This is a genomic window from Pararhodospirillum photometricum DSM 122, assembly GCF_000284415.1.
Lineage (GTDB): Bacteria > Pseudomonadota > Alphaproteobacteria > Rhodospirillales > Rhodospirillaceae > Pararhodospirillum > Pararhodospirillum photometricum.
Genome location: NC_017059.1, coordinates 2,872,674 through 2,889,140, shown reverse-complemented (window position 1 = coordinate 2,889,140; position 16,467 = coordinate 2,872,674). Strand labels below are relative to the sequence as shown.

General features: G+C 64.8%; 14 protein-coding genes and 1 riboswitch. Of the genes, 11 read left to right on the top strand and 3 right to left on the bottom strand.

What is annotated here, in order from left to right:
* Positions 1–4: 4 nt before the first annotated feature.
* Entirely contained in the window at positions 5–403 is a 399-nt protein-coding gene (locus RSPPHO_RS21200) for a hypothetical protein (RefSeq protein ID WP_242390495.1), read from the bottom strand.
* Between the two features lie 203 nt (positions 404–606).
* A riboswitch (glycine riboswitch) is annotated at positions 607–709 on the top strand.
* Positions 710–867: 158 nt separating this feature from the next.
* Between RSPPHO_RS21200 and gcvT the strand changes: the two genes are divergently transcribed.
* From gcvT to RSPPHO_RS12975, 7 genes are all read left to right on the top strand, one after another.
* Complete coding sequence (gene gcvT / locus RSPPHO_RS13005; RefSeq protein WP_051014047.1) at positions 868–2,034, top strand: glycine cleavage system aminomethyltransferase GcvT; 1,167 nt, start codon at positions 868–870, stop codon at positions 2,032–2,034.
* Positions 2,031–2,411 carry a glycine cleavage system protein GcvH gene (gcvH, locus tag RSPPHO_RS13000; RefSeq protein ID WP_014415675.1) on the top strand — a complete coding sequence of 127 codons (381 nt, stop codon included), beginning with the start codon at positions 2,031–2,033 and terminating at the stop codon, positions 2,409–2,411. Before gcvT ends, gcvH begins: the two co-directional genes overlap by 4 nt.
* Before the next feature lie 253 nt (positions 2,412–2,664).
* Positions 2,665–4,011: an aminomethyl-transferring glycine dehydrogenase subunit GcvPA gene (gene gcvPA, locus RSPPHO_RS12995; protein ID WP_014415674.1), complete on the top strand. Its 1,347-nt coding sequence runs from the start codon at positions 2,665–2,667 to the stop codon at positions 4,009–4,011.
* A complete protein-coding gene (gcvPB, locus tag RSPPHO_RS12990) occupies positions 4,008–5,516 on the top strand; it encodes an aminomethyl-transferring glycine dehydrogenase subunit GcvPB (RefSeq protein WP_041795503.1) in 1,509 nt (502 codons plus the stop codon). The genes gcvPA and gcvPB overlap by 4 nt, the downstream gene beginning before the upstream one ends.
* Before the next feature lie 124 nt (positions 5,517–5,640).
* The gene (locus RSPPHO_RS12985; RefSeq protein ID WP_014415672.1) at positions 5,641–6,777 is read left to right on the top strand and encodes a nucleoside recognition protein; all 1,137 of its coding nucleotides are present in this window, start codon (positions 5,641–5,643) and stop codon (positions 6,775–6,777) included.
* Between the two features lie 92 nt (positions 6,778–6,869).
* Positions 6,870–8,153, top strand: coding sequence for a diguanylate cyclase domain-containing protein (locus RSPPHO_RS12980; RefSeq protein ID WP_014415671.1), 1,284 nt, complete (start codon positions 6,870–6,872; stop codon positions 8,151–8,153).
* A gap of 143 nt (positions 8,154–8,296) precedes the next feature.
* Positions 8,297–8,716, top strand: coding sequence for a response regulator (locus RSPPHO_RS12975; protein WP_014415670.1), 420 nt, complete (start codon positions 8,297–8,299; stop codon positions 8,714–8,716).
* Positions 8,717–8,765: 49 nt separating this feature from the next.
* Here the strand turns inward: RSPPHO_RS12975 and RSPPHO_RS12970 are convergent, their stop codons facing one another.
* Positions 8,766–9,980: a 6-phosphofructokinase gene (locus RSPPHO_RS12970; protein WP_041795500.1), complete on the bottom strand. Its 1,215-nt coding sequence runs from the start codon at positions 9,978–9,980 to the stop codon at positions 8,766–8,768.
* Positions 9,981–10,225: 245 nt separating this feature from the next.
* On the opposite strand from RSPPHO_RS12970, the gene hpnA reads away from it, so the two are divergent.
* From hpnA to RSPPHO_RS12950, 4 genes are all read left to right on the top strand, one after another.
* Complete coding sequence (hpnA, locus tag RSPPHO_RS12965) at positions 10,226–11,221, top strand: hopanoid-associated sugar epimerase (RefSeq protein WP_014415668.1); 996 nt, start codon at positions 10,226–10,228, stop codon at positions 11,219–11,221.
* Positions 11,222–11,376: 155 nt separating this feature from the next.
* Complete coding sequence (locus RSPPHO_RS12960; RefSeq protein ID WP_014415667.1) at positions 11,377–13,176, top strand: O-acetylhomoserine aminocarboxypropyltransferase; 1,800 nt, start codon at positions 11,377–11,379, stop codon at positions 13,174–13,176.
* 130 nt (positions 13,177–13,306) lie between these two features.
* Positions 13,307–14,095, top strand: a complete 789-nt coding sequence (locus RSPPHO_RS18025; protein ID WP_051013877.1) for a CAP domain-containing protein — start codon at positions 13,307–13,309, stop codon at positions 14,093–14,095.
* Positions 14,096–14,180: 85 nt separating this feature from the next.
* Positions 14,181–14,645 carry a PaaI family thioesterase gene (locus RSPPHO_RS12950; RefSeq protein ID WP_014415664.1) on the top strand — a complete coding sequence of 155 codons (465 nt, stop codon included), beginning with the start codon at positions 14,181–14,183 and terminating at the stop codon, positions 14,643–14,645.
* 275 nt (positions 14,646–14,920) lie between these two features.
* Here RSPPHO_RS12950 and RSPPHO_RS12945 read toward each other — a convergent pair whose 3' ends face one another.
* The gene (locus RSPPHO_RS12945) at positions 14,921–16,168 is read right to left on the bottom strand and encodes a dicarboxylate/amino acid:cation symporter (protein ID WP_014415663.1); all 1,248 of its coding nucleotides are present in this window, start codon (positions 16,166–16,168) and stop codon (positions 14,921–14,923) included.
* Positions 16,169–16,467: the final 299 nt, after the last annotated feature.

The following is a 16,467-nucleotide window of genomic DNA, read 5'->3' as shown; positions in this document are numbered from 1 at the left end:
CCGGTCAGCCCTGAAGTTTGGCCAGTAAGCCTCCCAAAGCGGTTTCCAGAAGGGCCACACGGCGTTCCAGGGCGGCCACCCGCTGGACCAGCTCGCTCCCATCCAGGGACCCAGCGTGAGGGTTTGCAGCACCAAATGCAGGGCCATCGGGCGCGGGCCCAGGCGGGGCGGCGGATGGGGCATGGGGGGTCCCTGGCGCGGTCTCCGGGGTCTGGGGGGCTGACCAGCCGCCCAGGTGGGCCATCTCGGCCATGAAGGAAAGCGAGCGCGCCGTCGCCTCGGCCAAACGTGGATCCTGGGCAACAGCCGCGATTTGGCGTTCCCAAAGATCCAAGGTGCGGCGGGCGAGGGCGGCCACATCGGGGGGGGGCGGGGGCGGGGGAGCGGAGGGGTCTTCGGTCATGGTTTTTCCACTATAGCGTGGTCTTGGTCTGGGGGCCACCGGGGAAAAGATCCGGTTGTGGGGGGCTTCGCGGTGGGAGCAAAAATAAAAGGAAGGCTGGGGAGGTGGGGTCTCCTCAGGCCCTCTCTTCCTTGGGGGGAAGTCGATGTTTTTGTTGCGTTCCTTGGGGGGGAGGGGTAGGCTCGGAACACATTGACTTCCCGATGATCGTCGCGGGAGAGTCCGCTGCGCCGAAACGGCTGGCAGTGGCGCCGAAGGAGCAACCGCCCCCGGAACCTCTCAGGCACCCAGGACCGCGATCGTTCCAGGGAACTCTGGAAAGTGGTGGGGCATCGCTCCTCACCCTCCGAAGAGGCAAGCCGGTTTCCCCGGTGACTCTTTCAGGGCCCAAGACAGAGGGGGGCATCCCGTCCGGTTTTCCACGCCGGATCCTGCCCTTGATGTCATGGAGGCCCCCCTTGGCGGTGTCCGACCTATCCTCGTGTTTAAAGACTCCTTTGTTTGATCTGCATCAAACGTTGGGGGGAAAGCTTGTTCCGTTTGCCGGCTATGCTTTGCCGGTGTCCTATCCGGCCGGGGTGTTGCGCGAGCACCTGCATACCCGGGCCCAGGCTTCCTTGTTCGATGTATCCCACATGGGCCAAGTCGTCCTCGGCGGGGCCGGGCGCGTGGCCTTGCTTGAAGCCTTGACCCCGGGGGCGTTTGCCTCCCTGGGGATCGGGCGGCAGCGCTATACCGTGTTCACCAACGACCACGGCGGGATCTTGGATGATCTCATGGTCAGCAATCGGGGCGATGACCTGTTTGTGGTCGTCAACGCCGCGTGCAAGGCCGCCGATTTTGCCCTTCTCGAAGAAGCGGCCCCTCGCTTTGGTGCCCACGTCACCCGGCTTGAGGACCGCGCTTTGCTGGCGCTTCAGGGCCCCGAGGCGGTGGCCGTGATCGCTTCCTTGGATCCCGGCGTTCTGGCGCTGCCTTTCATGGGCGGGGCGACTCTGAGCCTGGACGGGGTGGCGTGCTTTGTCACCCGCTCGGGCTACACCGGCGAGGACGGGGTCGAGATCAGCGTTCCGGCCGAGCACGCCGCCGTCTTGGCCCGGCGCCTGCTGGACGACCCCCGCGTGGCCCCGGCCGGGCTGGGCGCACGCGATTCCCTGCGGCTGGAAGCCGGCCTATGCCTGTATGGCGCCGATCTTGACCAGACCATCACCCCGATCGAGGCCGGTTTGGCCTGGGTGGTGGGCAAGGAGCGCCGGGCCCAGGGAGGCTTCCCCGGCGCCGCCGTGATCCTTGAGCAACTGGCCCACGGGCCAGCGCGCCGCCGCGTCGGGCTGGCCTTCGACGAGCGGACCCCCGTGCGCCCCCCCGCCGAGGTTCTGGACGGCGACGGCCGCGTGGTGGGGCATGTCACGTCGGGCGGCTTTGCCCCCAGCCTTGATGCCCCCGTTGCCATCGCCTTGGTTGAGGCGGCCTTCGCCTCCCTTGGACAGGCCCTCACCGTGCCCGTGCGCGGCAAGCCCCGGCCGGCGCGGGTCGTTCCCATGCCATTCGTGCCTCATCATTACGCGCGGCCCGCCGCCACCACTCAACCGATTCACACTCAGTCCACGACGGGGGGAAACCACTCATGAGCACGTTGTATTTTACCGAGGATCACGAATGGATCCGCGTCGATGCCGACGGCGAGGGCACGGTCGGCGTCACCGATCACGCCCAGCAGCAGTTGGGCGATATTGTCTTTGTTGAGCTGCCGGCGGTCGGCGCCACCTTGGCCCGCAACGGCGAGGCCGCCGTGGTTGAGTCGGTCAAGGCGGCCAGCGAGGTGTACGCCCCGGTGTCGGGGGTTGTCACCGCCGTCAACGTCGATCTGCCGGAGGCGCCGGGCACCGTCAACGAGGATCCGATGGGCGAGGGCTGGTTCTTCCGGGTCAAGCTCACCGACCTGTCGGAGCTGGACGACTTGATGGACCAGGACGCCTACGACGCGTTTGTTGCGTCGCAGGACTAGTCGCGCGATCGGGGGAACGCGGGGCTGCCGCCCCGGACCCCGCCTGGAGGCTAACGCCTCCAGACCTCCTCTTCCTTTTATTTATTGGTCCTTCTTCTCCCCTCCTTTCTGAGAAGCGCGCTTCTCAGAAAGGAGGGGAGAAGAAGGACCATGAACAGAAGAAAAAGGGGGGCTGGGGCATCGCCCCAGGCGGGTCCGGGCGGCAGCCCGGCGTTCCCCCGATCAGGCACCAGCCCCCCAAAGGACACACCCCATGCGGTATCTCCCCCACACCCCGGGCGACCGGGCGCGGATGCTTGCCCGGATTGGAGCGGCCTCCCTCGACGATCTTTTTAGCGACGTGCCGCGTGCGGCCCTGGAGCAAGCCGTATTCGATCTGCCCTCGCACCAAGGCGAGATGGCGGTTGAGCAGGCCCTGAGCGCGCTAGCGGCGCAAAACCGGCCGGCCGGCGCCGGCCCTTGTTTTCTTGGAGCCGGGTGCTATCGCCACCACGTGCCGGCCGCCGTGGATTATCTGGTGCAGCGCGGCGAGTTCATGACCGCCTACACTCCCTATCAGCCGGAAATCAGTCAGGGCACCTTGCAAGCCCTGTTCGAGTTCCAAACCCAGGTGGCGCTGCTCACTGGGATGGAGGTGGCCAACGCCTCGATGTATGACGGGGCAACGGCCTGCGCCGAGGCGGCGGCCATGGCCACGCGGGTGACGCGGCGCTCGCGGGTGCTGATGAGTGGCGGTCTGCACCCCCACTATGCGGCGGTGACCACCACCTTGCTCGACGCCCTGGGCCACGCGCCCGAGGCCCTGGCCCCCGACCCGATGGGCCTGGAGGATCTGCTGGGCCGGGTGGACAGCCGCACCGCCTGCGTCATTGTGCAAACCCCGGACGTGTTCGGCCGCCTGCGCGATCTGCGGGCCCTGGCCGAGGAATGCCACGGCGTGGGCGCGCTGCTGGTGGTGGCGGTGACCGAGCCGGTATCCTTGGGGCTGATCGAGCCGCCGGGCGCCATGGGGGCCGACATCGTGGTGGCCGAAGGGCATGCCCTGGGCTCGGCCCTGTCGTTTGGCGGGCCAGGGGTTGGCTTGTTTGCCACGCGCGACAAGTTGGTCCGGCAAATGCCCGGGCGTTTGGTCGGCGAGACGGTGGACGAGGACGGCCGGCGCGGTTTTGTCCTGACCCTGTCCACCCGCGAGCAGCACATCCGCCGCGAGAAGGCCACCTCGAACATTTGTACCAACGCCGGTTTGGTGGCTCTGGCCTTTTCTATTCACCTGAGTCTGCTTGGCAGTGAGGGACTGGCCCGGCTGGCCCGGATCAACCACCAGCGGGCGCTGGGACTGGTGCGGCGGTTGGAGAAGATTCCTGGCGTGCGGGTCTTGCCCCAGGCCTTTTTCAATGAAGTGGCGGTGCTGTTGCCGCAAGACGCCGGCCCGGTGGTGCGGCGCTTGGCCCAAGGCGGCATCCTGGCCGGGGTGCCGGGCGAGCGGTTGTGGCCGACCTATCCCGAACTGGCGCCTGTTCTGTTGATCGCGGCGACCGAGACCAACACGGACGCCGACCTGGACGCCCTGGCGGCGGCACTGACGGAGGCCCTGCGATGAGCCCGACCCCGACGATTTCCGGCCATCGCGGCCTGGACCACGAAGAGCCCCTGATTTTTGAACTGGATCATCCCGGCGCCACCGGGGTGGACCTGCCCGAGCCGGATACGCTGCCCGATCGCCTGGGCGGTCTGACCCGCACCACGTCCTTGGGATTGCCCGGCCTTAGCGAGCCCGAGGTGGTGCGCCACTATACCCGGCTGTCCCGGCAGAACTACCACATCGACGGCGGCTTTTATCCCTTGGGGTCGTGCACCATGAAGCACAACCCCCGGCTTAACGAGCGCATGGCCCGCCTGCCGGGCTTCGCCGATGTGCATCCCTTCCAGCCCGAGGAAACGGTGCAAGGCGCGCTGGCGCTCATGGACCGGCTGGCCCACTGGCTCAAGACCTTGACCGGCATGCCGGCCGTGGCCTTGTCGCCGGCGGCGGGGGCGCAAGGTGAGCTGTGTGGCGTGTTGGCTATTCGTGCCGCCCTGGCCGATCGTGGCGAGTTGGAGCAGCGTCGGATCGTTTTGGTGGCCCAAAGCGCCCACGGCACCAATCCGGCGACGGCGGCGGCTTGTGGCTTCACCGTCGAGGCAGTGCCGGCCGATGCACGCGGCCGGGTGGATCGGGCGGCCTTCGAGGCCCGGCTGGGACCGGACGTGGCGGCGGTGATGCTCACCAACCCCAACACTTGTGGCCTGTTTGAAAACGATATCATCGCGTTGTCGGCGGCGGTGCACGCGGCCGGCGGCTACGTCTACATGGATGGCGCCAATTTCAACGCCCTGGTCGGCCGGGTGCGGGCCGCTGATTTGGGCGCTGATGCCATGCACATCAATTTGCACAAGACCTTCTCGACGCCGCACGGCGGCGGTGGGCCGGGCGCCGGGCCGACCGTGCTGTCGGCGGCGTTGGCGCCTTTCGCCCCGCTGCCCTTGGTGCTCCACGACGAGACCGGCTTCCACCTGATCGAGGACGAGCGCGCCGCCCACGCCGCCGGGCTCAAGCCTTTTGGCCGCCTGAAAGGCTACCACGGGCAGTTCGGGGTTTTTGTTCGGGCGCTGGCCTATATGCTCAGTCTCGGCATCGACGGCCTTCGCCAAGCGAGCGGCGACGCGGTGCTCAATGCCAACTACCTGTTGGCGTCGCTCTCCGACACCCTGAGCGCCTCGTATCCGGGCCCGTGCATGCACGAGGCCTTGTTCGATGATCGCTTCTTGAAAGACACCGGCGTCAGCACCTTGGACTTCGCCAAGGCGATGATCGACGAGGGCTTCCACCCCATGACCATGTACTTCCCGCTCGTGGTTCACGGCGCCTTGCTGATGGAGCCCACCGAGACGGAAAGTCGGGAGACCCTGGATCAGTTCATCGCCACCGTGAAGGGCTTGGCCCAACGCGCCCAGGCCGGCGATGTCGCCTTCTTCAAAGCCGCCCCAACCCGGACCCCGCGCCGACGCCTAGACGAAACCCGCGCCGCACGCCAACCCGTGTTGCGCTGGCAAGCCTTGGTGTAAGAACACCGGGCTTGGTGCTTGGCGCGGTAACGCGGGGCTGCCGCCCCGGACCCCGCCTGGAGGCTGACGCCTCCAGACCTCCGCTTTTCTTTTTATTACTTGGCCCTCCTGTCCCCCCTCCTTTTTGAAAAGCGCGCTTTTCAAAAAGGAGGGGGGACAGGAGGGCCATGAACAGAAGAAAAAAAGGGGTCTGGGGCATCGCCCCAGGCGGGGCTCGGGGCAGCAGCCCCGAATTGCCGCGACAAGCACCAGGCTCTGTCAAGCAAAGGAGGCCTTCGTGTCCGCGGCTTTTATTTTTCTCCGCACTACGTTTCTTGAGGGCTTGCGAACCTATTGGACGTTGGTGCGCCTGATGATTCCGGTGATGATCGGGGTCAAGGTTCTGGTCGAACTGGGGTTGTTGCCGGTGTTGGCGCGCCTCGCCGCTCCGGTGATGCAGGTGGCGGGGCTGCCCGCCGAGACCGGGCTGGTGTGGGCGTCGGCGTTGCTGGTCAACCTGTATGGTGGCGCGGTGGTGCTCCTGGCCCTGCTTCCCACCATGCCGTTGACGGCCTGCCAAGCCACGGTGATTGGCCTGATGATGCTGATGGCCCACGCGATTCCTCTGGAGCAGAGCATCGCGCGCCGGGCCGGGGTGGCTTTTGTCTTTTCGGCGCTGTTGCGGGTGGGCGGGGCGTTTGCGGCGGGGGCGTTGTTTGCGTTGGTTTGCCAGAGCCTGGGCTGGCTTCAGGGACCGGCACCGGTGCTGCTGACGGCCATGAGTGGCTCGGGCGTGCAGCAAGGGGCCTGGGATGTGTGGGCTCTCGACTCCCTGCGCTCGCTGGCGATGATTCTGGGTATTGTGATCAGCTTGGTGTTTTTGCTGCGGGTGCTTGATCGCCTGGGCGTGACGGCGCGCCTGACCCGAATGCTGTCGCCGGTGCTGGGCCGGGTAGGGATTGGCGGGCGGGCCATGCCGCTCACCATGGTGGGGGTGTTGCTGGGCTTGTCGTATGGCGGGGCCTTGATCATCCGCGAGGCCCAGGCCGGAAGTATTCCTCGGCGGCAGGTGTTTTTGGCCGTGTGCCTCCTCAGTCTAACCCATAGCCTGATCGAGGATACCCTGTTCGTGATGGCACTGGGGGCGCACTGGATGGGGATTGTGGTGTGGCGGGTTGCCTTTACCTTGGCCGTGATCTGGTGCCTCGATCGCTTACTTGACCGCCTGCCCGAGCCGGTGAGCGAGCGTGTCTTTTATGCCGGGTCCAGTAGCAAGACTTGAGTCGGTATCATTGTTCCTGGTTTACGAATTGGCAAGGGGTTGTCGCGCTATGATACCAAAAGAGCGGTCTGCGAGGGGGCAGGGGGGATATCATGGGCACGCAGAAGGCCATCACCATTCTGCTGATCGAGGATAACCCGGGCGACAGCCGCCTGATTCAGGTCCTTCTCGCGGAGCAGACGGCTTATTCCTTTGAGATCACCGCGCGAAGCACGTTGGCGGAGGGGCTTCAGGCTTTGGAAGCCCATCCCTTCGATGTGGTGCTGCTGGATTTGTTTTTGCCCGATTCCCAGGGTCTTGGCACCTTGCGCGCGGTGTTGTTGCAAGCCGGCGAGGTGCCGGTGGTCGTGCTGTCGGGCCTGGATGATTTCGACATGGCCGTGGGTGCGGTGCAAAATGGGGCCCAGGACTACCTTGTCAAAGGCAAAGGAGACGGCGAGGTCATTCGTCGGGCTATTTTCAACGCCATCGAACGCCAGCGCTACCGCGCCCAGTTGCTGTTGGCCGAGGCTGTGTTCAACCACACCGACACCGGGATGATGGTCACCGATGCCCGGGGCATTGTCACCCGCGTCAACCCGGCCTTTCTCGAGGTCACCGGGTTTGTTGAAAGCGAGGTGGTTGGGCGCCTGTCGTGGGTGTGGGATTCTGACTTGCATGACCCGAGCTTTCATCGAGACATGCGTCGCCACCTGGAAACACGCGGCACCTGGGAGGGTGAGGTGTGGAGTCGGCGGCGCGATGGGGCCATTCATCCCGAATGGATGCGCGTCAACGCCGTGCGGACTCCTACCGGGGCGATTTTGGGGTATGTGACGATTTTTTCCGATGTCACCTTCCGCGTCCGCGCCGAGGAGGACTTGGTGCGCCAAGCCACCACCGATCCCCTGACCGGCTTGCCCAACCGCGCCTTGTTTCAACGGATCTTGAGTTCGGGCGTGCAGCGCGCCTTGCGGTATGACCGGTTGTTAGGCCTGCTGTTTATTGATCTCGATGGCTTCAAGGCCATCAACGATCGCTTTGGCCACGAAGCCGGCGACGACCTGCTGCGCGAAATGGCCCGCCGCCTGCGGCGCGCCGTGCGCCAGTCCGACGAGGTGGCCCGCCTGGGTGGCGACGAGTTCACCGTCTTGTTGAGCGAACTGCGGGGGCTGCCCGACGCCGAGATGGTGGCGGCCAAGGTCGTTCAGGTTCTGGGCGACCCCGTGGTGGTCGAGGGGCAAAGTGTGCGGGTGTCGGCCAGCGTCGGCATCGCCACCGCTCCGGCGCACGGGATCGATGCGGACCAACTCCTTCGCGCCGCCGACGAGGCGATGTATGCCGCCAAAAAGGCCGGCAAGAACCGCTATGCTTTTGCACGCGAACGGAGCCTTTGATTTTTCATGGGCTTATTGTCCTCGGGGAGTGGCGTGGTGCTCCCGGACACGATACACTTTGCCTCTGTGGATGGGGGGCCTGTCCTTGCGCCGGCACTCCATCACCCGTCGCAGGGGGGCTGCCGTGAAGAGGGGAAAAGAAAATGGACATCCTTCTGGTTGAAGACAACCCGGGTGATGCCCGTTTGGCGTCAGAGGCCTTCAAAGAGGGCGGCCTGCCCACCATTTTGCATATGGTGCAAGATGGGATCGAGGCCATGGCCTTTCTGCGCCGCGAGCCCCATTACAGCACCGTCCCTCGACCTGATCTGATTTTGCTCGACCTCAACTTGCCTCGCAAGGATGGGCGCGAGGTGCTGGCCGAATTGAAGCAAGATCCCGATCTCAAGCGCATTCCGGTCATCGTCCTCACGACGTCGCAGGCCGAGGCCGATATCATGCGCAGTTACGATCTTCACGCGAATTGTTACATCGTTAAGCCGGTTGATTTCGACCAGTTTATTGATGTGGTGCGCGGGATTGAACAGTTCTGGTGCACGTTGGTCAAGCTGCCGCCGCGTTAAGAAAAAGAAGGCTGGGGAGGCGTGGCCTCCCCAGACCCCCTCGGGTCTTTTAGGGGTTCAGAACCTTCGGGACGTAGTTGTTGCGCAGGCGATAGGCGTCGGGCAGGCCCCGGCCCAGCAACGGACGCAGATACATCAAGAAGGCGTCGGTCACGTCGTTGCCGCTGGCGGCGATGAAGTTGTCGGGCATAACGCGGGTCTTGCCGGCGACCTCGGTCAGTTCGGTGAAATGATAATCGACCGAGTAGAAACCGGTGCGATGGATGGTGACCGACCCATCGCGCGAGCCCCACATGGCGAACTGCACCGCCTTTTCCCCGACCTCGCGGGCCTCGCGTTGGTCCACGTCGGAGACGCAGCCGACGAAGGAGCGCTGGAGGTAGCCCAGGGTATCGCCGCGCACCCGCTTGATCCCGGTCTTTTTCTTGACGAGATCAACCAGCAGGTCGGCCAGGGCGCCGGTGCCGGAGAGCTGGACGTTGCCGTGAGCATCGCGCTCGACCTGATCGGTCAGGCGGGTGATGATCGGCGCGCCGGTCGCATCGTGGATGCCTTCGGACACCGCGACCACGCAACGGCCGTAGGTGTCGTAAACCCGCTTGACGTCGGCGACAAACTGCTCGGGATCAAAGGTCCGCTCGGGCAGGTAGATCAGGTGGGGGCCGTCGTCGGGGAACTTCTTGCCCAGCGCGCTGGCGGCGGTCAAAAAGCCGGCATGGCGGCCCATGACAACGCCAATGTACACCCCAGGTAGGGCCCAGTTGTCGAGGTTGATGCCCATGAAGGCCTGGGCCACGAAGCGCGCCGCCGAGGGAAAGCCCGGGGTGTGGTCGTTGACCATCAGGTCGTTGTCGATGGTCTTGGGGATGTGGACGCAGCGCAGGTCATACCCGGCGTTCTTCGCCTCGTCCGACACAATGCGTACGGTATCCGAGGAGTCGTTGCCGCCGATGTAAAAGAAATAGCCGATCTCATGGGCCTTCAGGACCTTGAAGATCTCCTGGCAATATTTCAAATCCGGCTTGTCGCGCGTTGAGCCCAGCGCGGACGAGGGGGTCTCGGCCACCATCTCCAGGTTGTGAGTCGTCTCCTGGGTCAGGTCGAGGAATTCCTCATCGACGATGCCGCGCACGCCATGGGCGGCGCCGTACACCAACTCGACATTGCGGAACTTGCGCGATTCCAAAACCGCGCCGACCATGGACTGGTTGATGACGGCCGTGGGTCCGCCGCCCTGGGCGACAAGAACCTTACCCTTGAACATGCTGCCTATCCTCATGAGCTTGAGGGTCTTTGGGAAGGAAGGTCGGCACCCTAGCGCACTTTCCCCGGCGGCGGGAGCGAAAAGCAGGACCGTCGCTCTGCGTCCGAAGGCCCAAAAGACGGCGGGGTCTGGGGAGGTCCCGCCTCCCCAGCCTTATCTTTTCCCTTGGCCCGATGCCCCTGGAGCCCGGCCCGGGTGAATGCTATAGGTGATCTTTTCCAACGTGTTGCAAACGGGATCCTCCCATGCCCCTTCTTGTTACCGGAGCCAGCGGCTTTGTCGGCGCCGCCGTCGTGCGGGCCTTGCGGGCCCGGGGCGAGCGCGTGCGGGTGCTGGTGCGCCCCACCTCGCCTCGTCGCAACCTGGAGGGCTTGGACGTCGAGGTGGTCGAGGGCGATCTCGCCGACCCGGCCTCGCTCCCTGCGGCCGTGGCCGGGGTGCACGGGCTCTACCATGTCGCCGCTGATTACCGGTTGTGGACCCTCGACCCCCAGGCCATGATCCGTACCAACGTGGACGGCTCGGTCGCCATTGTGCGCGCTGCCCAGGCGGCGGGGGTCGAGCGCATCGTTTACACCAGCTCGGTTGCCGTCTTGAAACCCCGGGCCGATGGTCAGCCCGCCGACGAAACCACCCCCAGCCGGGCCGAGGACATGATCGGCCCCTACAAGCTCTCCAAGTTCCTGGCCGAGGAAGCGGTGCGCCGTCTGGTGCACGAGGAGGGGGCGCCGGTGGTCATCGTCAATCCCTCGACACCCATTGGCCCCGGCGACGTGCGGCCCACCCCGACCGGCCGCCTGATCGTCGAGGCCGCCTCGGGCCGCATGCCGGCCACCGTCGATACCGGCCTTAACATCGTCCATGTCGATGACGTGGCCGCCGGCCATCTGCTGGCCTACGATAAGGGCGTGATCGGCGAGCGCTATATTCTGGGCGGCGAAGACCGCATGCTGGGCGACCTGCTAACCGAGGTTGCCGGCCTGCGCGGCCGCAAGGGCCCCCTGGTCCGTCTGCCTCACGACCTGATTGTCCCCCTGGCTTGGGCCGTCGAGACCTGGGCCCGCCTGACCCGCCGGGAAAAAGAGCCGTTTGTGACCCTTGATGGCCTGCGCATGGCCCGGGCCCGCATGTTCTTTTCCTGCGATAAAGCCCGCGCGGCTCTGGGCTACGCGCCCCGCCCGGCCTCCCAGGCTCTCGCCGACGCGGTGACGTGGTTTTATGACAATGGGTATGTGCGGTAGTCTCGAGACGGTAGGGATAAGAAGGGAAGGCTGGGGAGGCTGGCCTCCCCAGACCCCTCACCACGTTAGAAGGAAAGCCCCAGGAATCGAGGGGTCTGGGGAGGCCAACCTCCCCAGCCTTCCCTTTTCTCCTTTCCCGCCACAGGAATAACGCCATGAGTGATCTTGCGCCCTTGTCCTATCCCGATGCTCAGATCCGGCGGATTCTGGCCCAGGTTCGGACCCTTGCGGTGGTTGGAGCCAGTGCCAACTGGAACCGGCCGAGCTACTTTGTAATGAAGTATCTTCAGGGCAAGGGCTACCGGGTCATCCCCGTCAACCCGGGGATCGCCGGCCAGGAACTGCTGGGCGAAACCGTGGTGGCCAGTCTGCGCGACATTGGCGAGCCCGTGGACATGGTCCAGGTGTTTCGCCGCTCCGATCAGGTGGGGCCGGTGGTGGACGAGGCCATCGCCCTTGGGATCGGCGTGGTGTGGATGCAATTGGGCGTGCGCAACGATGAAGCCGCCGCCCGGGCCGAGGCCGCCGGGCTGGAGGTCATCATGGACCGCTGCCCCAAGATCGAATACGGCCGGCTGGGCGGCGAGTTGGGCTGGAGCGGCGTCAACACCGGCCTGATCCACAACCATCCCCCCGAGCCGCCGCGCGCCCGGCCGCGCAAGGATCACGACCAAGCGCCGCGCGGTCAGGCCTATGGCTTCGAGACCCGGGCCATCCATGCCGGGGCGGCGCCCGATCTGGCCACCGGGGCGCGCATCACCCCAATTTATCAGACGGCCTCCTATGTGTTCGAGGATACGGATCAGGCGGCGTCGCTGTTCAATCTGCATACCTTTGGCAATATTTACTCGCGGCTGACCAACCCGACGGTGTCGGTTCTCGAGGAGCGGGTGGCGGCGCTGGAGGGCGGACGGGCCGCTGTGGCTGCCGCCTCGGGCCATGCGGCCCAGTTTCTTGCCTTCTTTACCCTGCTGGAGCCCGGCGACTGCTTTCTCGCCTCGCGCAACCTTTATGGCGGCTCGCTGACCCAGTTCAGCCAGTCGTTCAAGCGCCTGGGCTGGCGCTGCGCCTTTGTCGATCCCACCGACCCGGAAAACTTCCGCCGCGCCCTGACCCCTGACTGCAAGGCCATCTTTGTGGAAAGCCTCGCCAACCCGGGCGGCATCGTCGTGGACCTGGAAGCCGTGGCCGCCATCGCCCACGAGGCCGGCGTGCCCCTCATCGTCGATAACACCCTGGCCAGCCCCTTCCTGTGCCAGCCCCTGGCCTGGGGCGCCGACTTGGTGTGTCACTCCACCACCAAGTTTCTCGCCGGCCACGGCAACGCCCTGGGCGGCGTGGTCGTCGAGTCCGGGCGCTTCAACTGGGCGCAAAACGACAAGTTCCCCTCGCTGACCAAGCCCGAACCCGCCTACCACGGCTTGACCTTTTACGAGACCTTTGGCGACTTTGCCTTCACCACCAAGGCCCGCGCCGTCGCCCTGCGCGACTTCGGCCCGGCCCTAGCCCCGATGAACGCCTTCCTGACCCTCACCGGCATCGAAACCTTGCCGCTGCGCATGGAGCGCCACGTTGCCAACGCGCTGGCCGTCGCCCGTTTTCTCGACCAGGATCCCCGCGTGGCCTGGGTTTCTTACGCCGGCTTGCCCTCCAGCCCTTTCCACGCCCTGGCCACCAAATATCTGCCCAAGGGGCCGGGCGCCGTCTTTACCTTCGGCGTCAAAGGCGGGTTCGAGGCCGGGACCCGGGTGGTCGAGCGCGTCCGCCTGTTCTCTCACCTCGCCAACGTCGGCGACACCCGCAGCCTGATCTTGCACCCGGCCTCCACCACTCATCGCCAACTGAGCGACGAGCAGCGTCTTGCTGCTGGTGCCGGGCCCGATGTCGTGCGCTTGTCCGTGGGCCTGGAATCCGTGGACGATCTGATCCGCGATCTCGACCAAGCCTTGGGCTGAGGACTGACGCCCTCATCCAGGCCCCCGTATGTTTTTTCAAGGAATGGCGGGGTCTGGGGAGGCCCCGCCTCTCCGGCCTGTCCTTTTTCTCCGTTCCCTCCCGGTCAGTCGAGTTTTTAGAGGAGGTAGGATGGACGAGGTTGCGCAACAGGTTTTGCTGGAGTTCGTCAACCGCGCCCGCTTGCAGCCGGCCGTGGAAGCGGAGCGGCACGGGGTGGTTTTGCCGCCTGGGGTGTTACCCGTTCCGCCCGTGGCCCCCAGTGCTTTTCTCGCCGACCTTGCCCGGGCCCACAGCCAAGCGATGGCCGAGCACGGTCTCTTCGGTCATCAGGGGCGCGACGGGCGCGGACCTCTTGACCGGGCCGTGGCGGCGGGCTTTCCTGTGACCGGCTCCTGGGCCTTTGGCGAAATTCTCTCCGTGCGCCTGCTGGACGGTGATGACGTTCCGTTGGCTGACCAGCACGCCGACCTGTTCCGCTCCCCCGGTCATCGCCAGATCATGCTGAGTCCCGACATGCGCGAGGTCGGGATCGGGCTGGCCCAGGGGGCCTGGAGCTTTGAGACAGGCGTCGGGGGCCCTGCTTCCTTTCTTACCGAGACCTTTGCCGCCAGTGGCCGCGCGGTGTTTGTCACCGGCGTGGTCTTTCGCGATGGCAATGCCGACAAGGCCTACGACGCGGGCGAGGGCGTGGGCGGTATTGTTGTGAGTTTCGATGGCCAGGAGACCCGTACCACCGAGGCGGGCGGCTATACCTTGGCCCTGACGGGACCTGCCCAAGGTATGATGACCCTGGGGGCCGCCACTCTTCCCCTGACCGTTGCGGCTGTGAACCGCAAGATCGACCACGATCTCACCTCCGGCCGCGTTTTTGTCCGTGACGATGGCTCTTATGGCGAGGGAGGCCTTCCTGGCCGATGAATGGGCGGGCGATCACGGGATGAGGGCTTGTGTCCGGGAGGTGTAACAAGCATAACGGCACCTAAATGAATTTTAGGGGGACCCCATGACCGAGATCGCCTTTCAGGATGCCTACCCCGAAGACCTTAGTCACTGTTACGGGTGTGGTCGGCACAACCCCCAGGGCCACCAGCTCAAGAGCTTCTGGGACGGGGAAGAAACGGTAGCCGAATTTCAGCCCGAGCCCCAGCATACCGCCGTGCCCGGCTTTGTGTATGGGGGGCTGATTGCCTCGTTGATCGACTGCCACGGCACGGGGTCGGCGTCGGCCGCCGCCTATCGCGCCGAGGGCCGGGCCTTGGGGAGTGAGCCTCCCTTGCGGTTTGTCACGGCGTCGCTGCACGTGGACTTTTTGCGGCCGACCCCGCTGGGGCCGGTGCTCAAACTCCGGGGCACGATTGAGGAGGTGAAGGAGCGCAAGGTGGTAGTGGCCATGACGGTGTCGGCCAACGATCAGGTGTGCGCCACGGGCCGGGTGGTGGCGGTGCGGCTGCCGGCCGCCATGGCGTGACGGCGAAAAGAAGGCGGGAGGAGGGCGAATAACCCTCTGATGTGGTCGGATTAAGATGTTGACTTGAGCGCTGGGTTAAGAGAAGATGCTCTCCATGGACAGGGCGCCCCCGTTTCCCTCCCGGTGGCTCCCGGTCCTGATCCCGGGATCGGTGCACAACGATCCCTCGCCAAGGCCCCCGATGTCGGTCCGTAGGATCGCCGGGGGCCTTCTAATTTCCAGGGGGGCAAGAAGGCAGGCCGGGGAGGCGCGGCCTCCCCAGACCCCTCGACGAGTTATCCGAGGGTGGTCTTCATTTTTTCGACGTCGAGTTCCTTTTCCCAACGCGAGACAACGATCGTGGCGACGCCGTTGCCGATGAAGTTGGTCAGGGCGCGGGCTTCCGACATGAAGCGGTCGATGCCCAGGATCAGGGCAAGGCCGGCGACGGGGACAGAAGGCACAACGGCCAAGGTGGCGGCCAAGGTGATGAAGCCGGCGCCTGTGACGCCCGAGGCGCCTTTGGAGGTCAGGATGGCGACGCCCAGCAAGGTCAGTTCCTGGCCCAGGGTCAGCTCGATATCCAAGGCCTGGGCGACGAACAGGGCGGCCATGGTCAGGTAGATGTTGGTCCCGTCGAGGTTGAAGGAGTAGCCCGAGGGGACGACGAGGCCGACGACGGACTTGGAGCAGCCCAAGCGCTCTAACTTGCTCATCAGCGGGACAAGGGCGGACTCGGACGAGGACGTGCCCAAGACGGTGAGAAGCTCTTCCTTGATATAGACGATAAAGCGGAAAATATTAAAGCCGGTGATCAGGGCGATGGTGCCGAGCACCACAAAAATAAACAGAAGGCACGTCAGGTAGAAGCTGCCCATCAAGGACAGAAGCGGTGCCAGCGCCGCCACGCCATATTTGCCGATGGTGAAGGCCATGGCGCCGCCGGCGCCGATCGGGGCTAGCTTCATGATGACATTCATCATGGCAAAGAAGATGTGGGAGCACTCTTCGATGAAGCGGTGGACAGCCTGCCCGGCTTGTCCCAGGCGCATCATGGCGTAGCCAAACAACACCGAGATGAGCAGCACCTGCAACAAGTCGCCGTTGGCGGTGAAGGCGTCGGTGAAGGTCTTGGGAATAATGTGCAAAACGAAATCGACGGTAGATTGCTCGCCGGCCGCCTTGGCGTATTTGGCCACCGCCTGAGCGTCGAGATGGGCGGGGTCGGCGTGGAAGCCTTCGCCGGGGCGAATGACGTTCATGACCACAAGGCCGATCACTAGGGCCAAGGTCGAGACGACCTCGAAATACAAGAGAGCCTTGCCGCCGACCCGGCCCACTTTTTTCATATCGCCCGCACCGGCGATGCCCAGCACCACGGTGCAGAAGATGATCGGCGCAATCAGCATTTTAATAAGAGAGATAAAACCGTCGCCCAGTGGTTTCAGGCTGACACCAAGGTCGGGTTTCAAATACCCCAGAAAGCCGCCGGCAAAAATGGCAACAACGACCCAAAAGTATAGATGTCCTGTCAGGCGCTTCATCGATCTTCCTCTCTCTCGTCCAGAAGACTCTGGAAAAAAGGGTTTCAGGGACTCCGGCTAACCGGGGAAACGTGTATCGGCGACCAGGGGGGAGGGTCGCGCGGCGCGCATCCTCGCCGATCGGCGGGCCCTTGGCGAGTGGTATCTTGGTGCGAAAAGCTGCTTTTCTTGGTTTTTCGGCCGAAAAAGTCTCTTTATCGCGCGTGACGGGAGTTTGTTCTTGGGAGAGGTGGGGGCATTGCTTTCCGTTTTCGTAAACCTCTCGCTTCCCTGCTTTGGTAAAAGGAGAGGGAAATAAC

Coding starts and splice junctions, on each gene's coding strand:
- RSPPHO_RS21200 (WP_242390495.1), bottom strand. CDS start 403: ATGACCGAAGACCCCTCCGCTCCCCCGCCCCCGCCCCCCCCCGATGTG.
- gcvH (WP_014415675.1), top strand. CDS start 2,031: ATGAGCACGTTGTATTTTACCGAGGATCACGAATGGATCCGCGTCGAT.
- gcvPA (WP_014415674.1), top strand. CDS start 2,665: ATGCGGTATCTCCCCCACACCCCGGGCGACCGGGCGCGGATGCTTGCC.
- gcvPB (WP_041795503.1), top strand. CDS start 4,008: ATGAGCCCGACCCCGACGATTTCCGGCCATCGCGGCCTGGACCACGAA.
- RSPPHO_RS12980 (WP_014415671.1), top strand. CDS start 6,870: ATGGGCACGCAGAAGGCCATCACCATTCTGCTGATCGAGGATAACCCG.
- RSPPHO_RS12975 (WP_014415670.1), top strand. CDS start 8,297: ATGGACATCCTTCTGGTTGAAGACAACCCGGGTGATGCCCGTTTGGCG.
- RSPPHO_RS12970 (WP_041795500.1), bottom strand. CDS start 9,980: ATGTTCAAGGGTAAGGTTCTTGTCGCCCAGGGCGGCGGACCCACGGCC.
- hpnA (WP_014415668.1), top strand. CDS start 10,226: ATGCCCCTTCTTGTTACCGGAGCCAGCGGCTTTGTCGGCGCCGCCGTC.
- RSPPHO_RS12960 (WP_014415667.1), top strand. CDS start 11,377: ATGAGTGATCTTGCGCCCTTGTCCTATCCCGATGCTCAGATCCGGCGG.
- RSPPHO_RS18025 (WP_051013877.1), top strand. CDS start 13,307: ATGGACGAGGTTGCGCAACAGGTTTTGCTGGAGTTCGTCAACCGCGCC.
- RSPPHO_RS12950 (WP_014415664.1), top strand. CDS start 14,181: ATGACCGAGATCGCCTTTCAGGATGCCTACCCCGAAGACCTTAGTCAC.
- RSPPHO_RS12945 (WP_014415663.1), bottom strand. CDS start 16,168: ATGAAGCGCCTGACAGGACATCTATACTTTTGGGTCGTTGTTGCCATT.